Source organism: Streptomyces colwelliae (assembly GCF_048158785.1).
Lineage (GTDB): Bacteria > Actinomycetota > Actinomycetes > Streptomycetales > Streptomycetaceae > Streptomyces.
Window position 1 is genome coordinate 1 of the sequence record NZ_JBLTJC010000859.1, and the last position, 768, is coordinate 768.

Genomic DNA, 768 nt, shown 5'->3' on the forward strand with positions numbered 1-768 from the left:
GGTCAAGGAGATTCTGGCGGCGGGTGGGGAGGCTGTCGCTGTTGCCGATGACATCTCGACGATGGCGGGTGGGCAGCGGGTTGTCGATGTCGCGGTGTCTTCGTTCGGGCGGGTTGATGGGGTGGTGTGCGTTGCCGGGATTTTGCGGGAACGGATGCTTTTCAATATGTCCGAGGAGGAGTGGGATCCGGTTCTGGCCACTCATCTGAAGGGGACGTTCACTGTTTTTCGGGCGGCTTCTGCGGTTATGCGGAAGCAGCGGGCCGGGACCTTGATCGGGTTCACCAGCGGGAATCATCAAGGGTCGGTTTCTCAGGCCAATTACAGTGCGGCCAAGGGTGGGATCATTTCGCTCGTGCGGAGCGCTGCGCTGGGGTTGAACAAGTATGGGGTTACCGCTAACGCGGTGGCGCCTGTTGCTCGTACGCGGATGTCTGCGAACGTTCCTATGGAGTTGGCGGAGATCGGGTCGCCGGAGGATGTTGCGGCGCTTGTTGTCTATCTGCTGTCTGAGCGGGCTCGGGAGGCTGGGATTACCGGGCAGGTTTATACGGTTGCCGGGGAGAAAATTGCGGTTTGGGCGCAGCCGCGGGAGTTGAGGGCGGCGTATGCGTCTGGTGGGTGGACTGCTGAGAAGATCGCGGAGTTTTTGCCGGGGTCGGTTGGGGTGGATCCGATGCCGATGCTTTCTCGGTTGCAGGAGATGGAGCGGGCTGCGCGGGAGGGGACTCGACCTAACGCCTAGTGGGGTGGGGAGTTCGGTTGTGG

Annotated in this window: 1 protein-coding gene; it reads left to right on the forward strand. The window is 61.7% G+C overall.

Annotation, left to right across the window (positions count from 1 at the left end; translation table 11 throughout):
• Positions 1-745, forward strand: a 745-nt coding sequence (locus tag ACNFOC_RS54840; RefSeq protein ID WP_416966376.1) for an SDR family oxidoreductase, incomplete at its 5' end; no start/stop codon positions are given.
• Positions 746-768 lie beyond the last annotated feature (23 nt).